We start from the raw sequence: 8,418 nt of genomic DNA on the forward strand, positions 1-8,418 counted from the left end.
GCGATCGATTGCTTTGCCGCCTTGACCACTGCCGCAGGCTCGGTATAGTAGCGTGAGCGGTATTTGTCCCAGGTCCAGCCGGCTGGCAGGTAACCGTTGAGCGGGTCGTGAGCGCTGGTCTGGTCGGTGACCATGTCCGGACGCACGCCGCGACGGACCATTTCCGGGAGGATTTCAGCCGCGTTGCCGCACAGGGCGATGGAGATCGCCTTGCCTTCGGCGGTGTACTTGGCGATACGCGCCAGGGCGTCGTCCAGGTCCTTGGCCTGCTCGTCCACGTAACGGGTCTTCAGGCGGAAATCGATGCTCGACTGCTGGCATTCGATGTTCAGCGAGCAGGCACCGGCCAGGGTCGCGGCCAGCGGCTGGGCGCCACCCATGCCGCCGAGGCCGGCGGTCAGGACCCAGCGGCCCTTGAGGTCATCGTTGTAGTGCTGGCGACCGGCTTCGACGAAGGTTTCGTAGGTGCCCTGGACGATGCCCTGGCTGCCGATGTAGATCCAGCTGCCAGCGGTCATCTGGCCGTACATGGCCAGGCCCTTGGCATCCAGTTCGTTGAAGTGTTCCCAGGTGGCCCAGTGCGGCACCAGGTTGGAGTTGGCGATCAGTACGCGCGGTGCGTTGCTGTGAGTTTTGAACACGCCGACCGGCTTGCCGGATTGCACCAGCAGGGTCTCGTCGTCGTTCAGGTTGGTCAGGCTCTCGACGATCTTGTCGTAGCATTCCCAGTTGCGCGCGGCGCGGCCGATGCCACCGTAGACCACCAGCTCTTTCGGGTTCTCGGCGACTTCCGGATCGAGGTTGTTCATCAGCATGCGCAGCGGGGCTTCTGTCAGCCAGCTCTTGGCGGTCAGCTTGTTGCCGCGGGCAGCGCGAATTTCGACGTTCCGGTATTTCGTAGGTTTGTTCTCAGTCACGGAAAAACTCCTCAGCGATCAATCCAACCAACCCAGGCAGTGGGCGAGCATGCCTGCGCGCAGGGGCTGCGCAGCAAGCGAATCAGGGGGGACGCGGCGACTTATACGCATACGTCTTTACTTGTACATACAAGCATATGCAATCAAGCGGCCAACTCACTGGGCGCCCCCTCGAGAAAAATCGTAGAAATGGCGCAAAGGCCTTTGGATCAAGGGTTTCAGCGTCGATTATTTTTTTGCAGGGGGACAAGACAAGAAGAGGCCGCAGCCGTTACTGCGGGGTGGCCTTGCGCCATGCTGGGGCGTTCGGTAACAAATTGGTGCGCGAGGGAAACAATATTGGGGAGGGAGGGAAACAGGAGGGGGGCTGTATAGCCGCTGCCGAAGGCAGCGGCTATAGATCAGATGGAGGTCAGTTCGATCACGCAGCAAGCGCCGCTGACGGCGACTTCCCGCAAACCAGGGTTATCGAGTAGTTGCAGGCAGTCATGGCGCTCGAGCAAGGCGGCGACGCCGTCACCCAGGTCGGCGCGCATTTCGTCGGCCACACTGAACACCAGCACCGTGCTGGCCTGGGTGAAGAAGCGCTGTCCACCCTGCAGCCACTGCAAGCGGGCGCTGTAACGGTCCGGGGCATAGATCAGGTTGAAATCGCGGATCGGTCCGTCGATCAGCGTGCAGGTCACCTGGCTGGCGCCACTGAAGGCAAAGGGGTCCTGTGGCAGCAGCGCCCGCGTGTCCTGGCCGTCCACGGTCAGGGTCATGCCGGCGCCTTGCAGCACGGTGATGATCCGCTGGTAACCGGCGAAGCTGGAAAAGCCGCCGGACTCACCGATATCGGCGATAGACAGGCGCCAGCCGAAACCTTCCAGGCCGACCCCGGCGTCCCGGGTGATCTCTTCGGTACTGCCGCCGCCGTTTTTCCACGGCATGCGCGGATAGTCGGCCGCGCGCAAAACGTTCAACTGAGTCATTGATGCCCCTTACTTGTGAAACCGCCCTTCCAGGCTATGACGGGAACCCGGGTGAATCAGGCGCGCGGCCGTCACCGGCTGACGGCCGGACCAGGTCCGGCGGCGAATCAGCAGGCACGGCTCGCCGCGCTCGATCTGCAGCAACTTGCATTCTTCCGGCTCGGCCAGGATCGCCTCGACCACGTGCTCGCCCTCGGTCAGCGGCGCGACCTGGTTCAGGTAGGCGTAGGGGGTCTGCAGGGTGAAGTCCTGCTTGAGGTAGTCCGGCGCCACCAGCGCGTTGACGAAGCGGTCCTCGATCTGCACCGGGATATCGTTCTCGAAATGCACGATCAGCGAATGGAAGACCCGCTGCCCTTCACGCATTTCCAGGGCCACGGCGCGCTCGGAACCGGCCGCTTCTTCACCCAGGGTGATGACCTTGCAGGTATGGCGATGACCGCGCGAGGCGATCTCGTCGGCGATGTTGTGCACCTCGAACAGCGCCGACTGGCTCTTGGGCTCGGCGACGAAGGTGCCCACGCCCTGCATGCGCACCAGCATGCCCTCGGCGGTCATCTCGCGCAGGGCACGGTTGATCGTCATGCGGCTGAAACCCAACTGGCTGACCAGTTCGCTTTCCGAGGGCACACGGTAGTGCGGCGGCCAGTTTCCGCTCTCGATCTGCTGGGTGATCATCTGCTTGACGCGGGCGTACAAGGGCGCCGGACTATCGCCCAGTTGGGCGGCCAGCGGGGAGTTGGCAGGCGGAGTCGGCACGGGAAATCCTTGGTTGTCAGTAAAAATGGATAGCTTGCCGGAGTTTACCGAGCAGGCAAACGTCTGTATATGTATATACAAATAACACACGACGGGGTGCTTGAACCATGTCCGCCTTCTTTGCCGAACGCGCACTGCTGCCTAACGGATGGGCCAACAACGTACGTCTCGAGGTCGGCGCCGACGGCCTGCTGACCCACATCCAGGCCGATGCCAGCGCAGAAGGCGCCGAACGGCTACAAGGCCCGCTGCTGCCGGGCATGCCCAATCTGCACTCGCACGCCTTCCAGCGGGCGATGGCCGGGCTGGCCGAAGTGGCGGGCAACCCCAACGACAGCTTCTGGACCTGGCGCGACCTGATGTATCGCCTGGTGGGCAAGATCAGCCCGGACCAGTTGGGCATCATCGCCCGTCAGCTGTACATCGAAATGCTCAAGGCCGGTTACACCTCGGTCGCCGAATTCCATTACGTGCATCACGACACCAGCGGCCAGCCCTATGCCGACCCGGCCGAGCTGTCGCTGCGCATCAGCCAGGCCGCCAGCGCCGCCGGCATCGGCCTGACCCTGCTGCCGGTGCTGTACAGCCACTCGGGCTTCGGCGGCCAGGCGCCGAATGACGGCCAGCGCCGCTTCATCAACAGCACGGAAAACTACCTCAAACTGCAGAGCCGCCTGCAACCGCTGCTGGCCCGGCAACCGGCCCAGCAACTGGGGCTGTGCTTCCACTCGTTGCGCGCGGTCACCCCGCAGCAGATCAGCGAAGTCCTGGCCGCCAGCGACCAACAGTGCCCGGTGCATATCCACATTGCCGAACAGCAGAAGGAAGTCGACGACTGCCTGACCTGGAGCGGACATCGGCCGCTGCAATGGCTGTATGAAAATACCCAGGTCGACCAGCGCTGGTGCCTGGTCCACGCCACCCACGCCAATGCCGAAGAAGTCAGCCTCATGGCGCGCAGCAAGGCCATCGCCGGCCTGTGCCTGACCACCGAGGCCAACCTGGGCGATGGGATTTTCCCGGCGGTGGATTTCCTCGCCCAGGGCGGGCGCATGGGCATCGGTTCCGACAGCCATGTATCGCTGAGCGTGGTGGAGGAATTGCGCTGGCTGGAATACGGCCAGCGTCTGCGCGACCAGCGCCGCAATCGCCTGTATCGCAGCGACCAGCCGATGGTCGGCCGGACCTTGTACGACGCCGCGCTGGACGGTGGCGCCCAGGCCCTGGGGCAACCGATCGGCGCCCTGGAAGTGGGCAAGCGTGCTGACTGGCTGGTGCTCGACGGCAACGACCCGTACCTGGCCACCGCCGATGGCGATGGCATTCTCAACCGCTGGCTGTTCGCCGGCGGCGATCGCCAGGTGCGGGATGTGCTGGTCAACGGTCAGTGGGTGGTGCGCGACGGCCGCCACGCAGGCGAGGAAGAAAGCAATCGCGCCTTTACCCAAGTGCTGCGCGATCTGCTCGGCTGAAACCCATCCCCTGTAGGAGCCAGCGTGCCGGCTCCTACAGGTACAAGGCAGGACTCACTTCGAGGTCTTGGCCATCGCCTTGTCCGACACACGCCAGATCAGGCGGGTGGTGTCGTACCCCTGCTCACGCGCTCTGCTTAGCAGATCCTCGCGAACCGCCTCGCTGACATTCGGCCGGCGCGACAACAGCCACAAGTAACGACGATCCGGATTGCCGACGATGGCAGTCTTGTAGTCGTCGCTCACGTACAGCACCCAGTAGTCGCCCTTGGCGCTGCCCGGTATCAGCCGGGAAAACCAGGTGTCGAACTCGACCCACAGCTTGTCGGTTTTACCCGGCGCCTGCGGCGTTGCCGTGCCCCGCACCTCTTCCCATTGCCAGTCGGCGGTCAGGCAGCGGTTGAGCACCGCCATGTTGCCCTCGGGCAGCAGGGTGTAGCGGGCTTCGGACTGCGCGCAGTTGCGCTGGAAATACATCGGCAAACGCGCCAACTCGTACCAGGTCCCCTGGTAACGCTTGAGATCGACGTGATTAACGGTCTTGGGTGCCAGCGAATCGTCCCGGGACGTGGCGCAGCCAGCCAGCAACAGGCCGGCCAGAAGAGTGACTACCAAACGCATCATTATTTTTCTCCCGTGGGCACATGGCCCCGGTTTTCTTACTTCAGGCCTTGCCCGGAAAACATCAGCACTTTGTCACCGGCGTACTGCACGCTGATAAAGCTGTTCTTGTCGCCCCAGGTGCAACTGGACATGCCCAGCGCGCCGGAACAGTCGGTCGGTTTGCCCAACAGTTTTTCAACTTCGGCCTTGGGCATGCCGGTGGACAGCTTGGAATAGTTTTCCTGATTGATCTTTCCGCAGGCTGCCAACAGCACACAGAACGACAACAGAGCGAGAGAACGCAGGGACATGGTGAAACTCCTGGGGGACGGGGGATGGCATGCTGCCAACCAGAAGCTTAGAAGAGAAAAGCCCCGTCTGGTTCCCCAGCCAAACGGCTATTTATTGTGACGCAGCGCTCAGCATTTCCTCCGGAATCAACCACTTTGCGCCGGTAAAAGGCATTTCGTCGCAGAGCTGTCAAAACGCCTCAACTTGGGTAATGGCCAGTCGACATAAATGCAGCGCAAAAACCACCTTTGTGGCAAATTGACGCACCCTCGCTGACCACCCCCTCGCGGTAGTTCACTTAATGACCAGAAATATGAAATTCAGCCACAAGATCCTGCTTGCCGCCGCTCTTGTGGTCGCCGTCGCGTTCGCCTGTTTCATCCTGTTCAACGACTATCGACAACGCGAGGCCCTGCGCAGCAGCAGCGAGTCCTCCATGCAGGAGCTCGGCAGCCTGACCGGCAGCAACATCCAGACCTGGCTGGAAAGCCGCATCCAATTGCTGCACACCCTGGCCCAACAGATCGCCGTGGACGGCAGCGGTGCCGATGGCCTGAAGCGCAGCGTCGGCCTCCCCGCCTATGCCAGCAATTTCCAGCTCAGCTACTTCGGCGGCCAGGACGGCCTGATGTTCTCGGTGCCAGCGGGCAACCGCGCGCCCGACTACGATCCCCGCGCCCGCGGCTGGTACAAGGCCGCCAACGCGGCCCAGCAGACTATCGTCACCGAACCCTACATCGCCGCTTCGTCCGGCAAGCTGGTGATCACCGTCGCCACCCCGGTCCAGCACCAGGGCAGCTTTATCGGCGTCGCCGGGGCCGACATCGACCTGTCCAGCATCAGCGCCATCATCAACTCGCTGAACTTCGGCGGCCACGGCCAGGCCTTTATCGTCAGCGCCGCCGGCAAGATCCTGATCCACCCGGACAGCAAGCTGGTGCTCAAGAACCTCAGCGAGGTCTACCCCAACGGCGCGCCCCAGGTCAGCCCCGGCTTGAAAGAGGTCGAGCTGAATGGCCAGACCCAGTTCATCTCCTTCACCCGCGTCAACGGCGTACCGTCGGCGGACTGGTACGTGGCGCTGGTGCTGGACAAGGACACCGCATTCTCGATGCTCAGCGAATTCCGCACCTCGGCGATCATCGCCATGCTGATCGCCGTGGCGATCATCATCGGCCTGCTGGGCATGCTGATCCGCGTGTTGATGCAACCGCTGCATGTGATGGGCCGCGCCATGCACGACATCGCCGAGGGCGAAGGCGACCTGACCAAGCGCCTGACCATCCATGGCCAGGACGAATTCGGCACCCTGGGCGTGTCGTTCAACCGCTTCGTGGAACGTATCCACGGTTCGATCCGCGAAGTCGCCTCGGCCACCGGCCAGGTCAACGAAGTCGCCCTGCGGGTGGTCAGCGCCTCGAACTCGTCGATGTTCAATTCCGACCAGCAGGCCTCGCGCACCAACAGCGTCGCCGCCGCGATCAACCAGCTCGGCGCCGCCGCCCAGGAAATCGCCCAGAACGCCGCCCTGGCCTCGCAGCATTCCAGCGACGCGCGCAACCTGGCCAGCGAAGGCCAGGCCGTGGTCGACCAGACCATCGCCGCCATGCACCAGCTGTCGGCGAAGATCAGCGACTCCTGCGGCAATATCGAGACGCTGAACAGCAACACGGTGAACATCGGGCAGATCCTCGAAGTCATCACCAGCATCTCCCAGCAGACCAACCTGCTGGCCCTCAACGCCGCCATCGAAGCCGCCCGCGCCGGCGACGCCGGGCGCGGTTTCGCAGTGGTCGCCGATGAAGTGCGCAACCTTGCCCACCGCACCCAGGACTCGGCGCAGCAAGTGCAGAAGATGATCGAGGAACTGCAGGTCGGCGCCCGCCAGGCGGTGAACACCATGACCGCCAGCCAACGCGAGAGCGAAAGCAGCGTCGGCATCGCCAACCAGGCCGGCGAGCGCCTGGGCAGCGTGACCCAGCGCATCGGCGAGATCGACGGCATGAACCAGTCCGTGGCCACCGCCACCGAGGAACAGACTGCCGTGGTGGAGTCGATCAACGTCGACATCAACGAGATCAACACCCTCAACCAGGAAGGCGTGGAAAACCTCCAGGCCACCCTGCGCGCCTGCGCCGACCTTGAGCAACAGGCGGCGCGGTTGCAGCAGTTGGTGGGTAGCTTCCGGATCTGAAAAGCATCGCGAGCAAGCATCGCTCCTACAGTGGAACGCATTTCCCTGTAGGAGCGAGGCTTGCCCGCGATAGCTTTTGATGCCACTCAGCAGCTTTAGAAGCTGGAACCCGGCTCACGCAGGAACGCCAATTCTTCCGGCGTCGATTCACGCCCGAGGATCTGGTTGCGGTGGGGGAAGCGCCCAAAGCGGGCGATGATTCTCTGGTGCCGTTCGGCGTAATCCAGCAGATCGGCGAACACCGGTTCGTCGACCAGCGGCTGCTCGGCCAGCAAGGCCACGAAACGGGACACCGCTTCGTTCTGCACCGCCAGATTCTCGCAGTGCTCGAACACCAGGTAGATGAAGCTGCGCTGCATGGGCGACAGTTGCCGGTCGAAATCCGCGGCGATGCCCTGGGCCACCAGTGCCTGGGCGCGCAGGTCGCCGGCAAAGCTCTTGGGGGTTTCGCGATAGAGCATGCGCGGCAGCTGGTCGAGCAGCAACACCAGGGCCAGCCAGCCTTGCGGGCCTTGCGCCCATTCGGTCAGTCCGCCGGCCAGCGCCTGTTCCACCAGCTCCCCGAAACGCTCACGCGCTTCGAGGTCTTGGCTGTCGCGTTTGCCAAACCACAGCCGGCCCTTGTCAGCCTTGATATCCGCGGGTTTCTCGGCACAGCCGAACCACCAGTCGAGCAGGGGCTGCCAGGGCGCGGCCATGGGTTTATTCCTTGTGGTAGGAGGTCACGCGAGCGACTTCTTCCTTCGAGCCGAGGAACACCGCTACGCGCTGGTGCAGGCCTTCAGGCTGGATATCGAGAATGCGCTGGTGACCGTCGGTGGCCGCGCCGCCCGCCTGTTCGACCAGGAACGACATCGGGTTGGCTTCGTACATCAGGCGCAGTTTGCCCGGCTTCGATGGCTCGCGGCTGTCGCGTGGGTACATGAACACGCCGCCACGGGTCAGGATACGGTGCACGTCGGCCACCATCGCCGCGACCCAGCGCATGTTGAAGTTCTTCTTCACCGGGCCTTCCTCGCCCGCCATCAACTCGCTCACGTAGCGCGCGACCGGCGCTTCCCAGTGACGCTGGTTGGACATGTTGATGGCGAATTCCTGGGTGCTCTCAGGAATGGTGAGTGGCGCCGGAGCTTTGGTCTGGTATTTTTCTTCATGTGAATTGTGATTATTTCCATGTGTTTTTAGTGGTTAAGTTAATGTGATTTATC

The 8,418-nt window shown here is 63.0% G+C and carries 8 protein-coding genes and 1 pseudogene; 2 read left to right on the plus strand and 7 right to left on the minus strand.

From position 1 onward, the window contains the following. The 3 genes from hutU to hutC form a co-directional block, all read right to left on the minus strand. Positions 1 to 917, minus strand: a 917-nt coding sequence (gene hutU, locus ACQKQA_RS28775; RefSeq protein ID WP_427564594.1) for a urocanate hydratase, incomplete at its 3' end; no start/stop codon positions are given. Positions 918 to 1,318: 401 nt separating this feature from the next. Then, positions 1,319 to 1,891: a HutD/Ves family protein gene (locus tag ACQKQA_RS28780; protein WP_427564595.1), complete on the minus strand. Its 573-nt coding sequence runs from the start codon at positions 1,889 to 1,891 to the stop codon at positions 1,319 to 1,321. A gap of 9 nt (positions 1,892 to 1,900) precedes the next feature. Then, a complete protein-coding gene (gene hutC / locus ACQKQA_RS28785; protein WP_230014808.1) occupies positions 1,901 to 2,569 on the minus strand; it encodes a histidine utilization repressor in 669 nt (222 codons plus the stop codon). 188 nt (positions 2,570 to 2,757) lie between these two features. Between hutC and ACQKQA_RS28790 the strand changes: the two genes are divergently transcribed. After that, positions 2,758 to 4,122: a formimidoylglutamate deiminase gene (locus ACQKQA_RS28790; RefSeq protein ID WP_427564596.1), complete on the plus strand. Its 1,365-nt coding sequence runs from the start codon at positions 2,758 to 2,760 to the stop codon at positions 4,120 to 4,122. A 54-nt stretch (positions 4,123 to 4,176) separates the two neighbouring features. On the opposite strand, the gene ACQKQA_RS28795 is transcribed toward ACQKQA_RS28790, so the two are convergent. Both ACQKQA_RS28795 and ACQKQA_RS28800 read right to left on the minus strand, forming a co-directional pair. Further along, complete coding sequence (locus ACQKQA_RS28795) at positions 4,177 to 4,746, minus strand: lipocalin family protein (protein WP_427564597.1); 570 nt, start codon at positions 4,744 to 4,746, stop codon at positions 4,177 to 4,179. A 35-nt stretch (positions 4,747 to 4,781) separates the two neighbouring features. Continuing rightward, positions 4,782 to 5,036 (minus strand): hypothetical protein, encoded by a 255-nt coding sequence (locus ACQKQA_RS28800; RefSeq protein WP_427564598.1) that lies wholly within the window; start codon positions 5,034 to 5,036, stop codon positions 4,782 to 4,784. Positions 5,037 to 5,317: 281 nt separating this feature from the next. Between ACQKQA_RS28800 and ACQKQA_RS28805 the strand changes: the two genes are divergently transcribed. Then, positions 5,318 to 7,210 carry a methyl-accepting chemotaxis protein gene (locus ACQKQA_RS28805; RefSeq protein ID WP_427564599.1) on the plus strand — a complete coding sequence of 631 codons (1,893 nt, stop codon included), beginning with the start codon at positions 5,318 to 5,320 and terminating at the stop codon, positions 7,208 to 7,210. 95 nt (positions 7,211 to 7,305) lie between these two features. Here ACQKQA_RS28805 and ACQKQA_RS28810 read toward each other — a convergent pair whose 3' ends face one another. Continuing rightward, entirely contained in the window at positions 7,306 to 7,908 is a 603-nt protein-coding gene (locus ACQKQA_RS28810) for a DUF924 family protein (protein WP_427564600.1), read from the minus strand. Between the two features lie 4 nt (positions 7,909 to 7,912). Further along, positions 7,913 to 8,329 (minus strand): annotated as a pseudogene (locus tag ACQKQA_RS28815) (class 1 fructose-bisphosphatase); the annotation flags it as partial. Between the last annotated feature and the right edge of the window lie 89 nt (positions 8,330 to 8,418).

It is taken from the genome of Pseudomonas sp. NPDC089530 (assembly GCF_050280705.1).
GTDB lineage: Bacteria > Pseudomonadota > Gammaproteobacteria > Pseudomonadales > Pseudomonadaceae > Aquipseudomonas.

Excerpts from the sequence above, each read along its gene's own strand:
- ACQKQA_RS28780 (WP_427564595.1), bottom strand. The coding sequence starts at position 1,891 with ATGACTCAGTTGAACGTTTTGCGCGCGGCCGACTATCCGCGCATGCCG.
- hutC (WP_230014808.1), bottom strand. The coding sequence starts at position 2,569 with ATGATCACCCAGCAGATCGAGAGCGGAAACTGGCCGCCGCACTACCGT.
- ACQKQA_RS28790 (WP_427564596.1), top strand. The coding sequence starts at position 2,758 with ATGTCCGCCTTCTTTGCCGAACGCGCACTGCTGCCTAACGGATGGGCC.
- ACQKQA_RS28795 (WP_427564597.1), bottom strand. The coding sequence starts at position 4,746 with ATGATGCGTTTGGTAGTCACTCTTCTGGCCGGCCTGTTGCTGGCTGGC.
- ACQKQA_RS28800 (WP_427564598.1), bottom strand. The coding sequence starts at position 5,036 with ATGTCCCTGCGTTCTCTCGCTCTGTTGTCGTTCTGTGTGCTGTTGGCA.
- ACQKQA_RS28805 (WP_427564599.1), top strand. The coding sequence starts at position 5,318 with ATGACCAGAAATATGAAATTCAGCCACAAGATCCTGCTTGCCGCCGCT.
- ACQKQA_RS28810 (WP_427564600.1), bottom strand. The coding sequence starts at position 7,908 with ATGGCCGCGCCCTGGCAGCCCCTGCTCGACTGGTGGTTCGGCTGTGCC.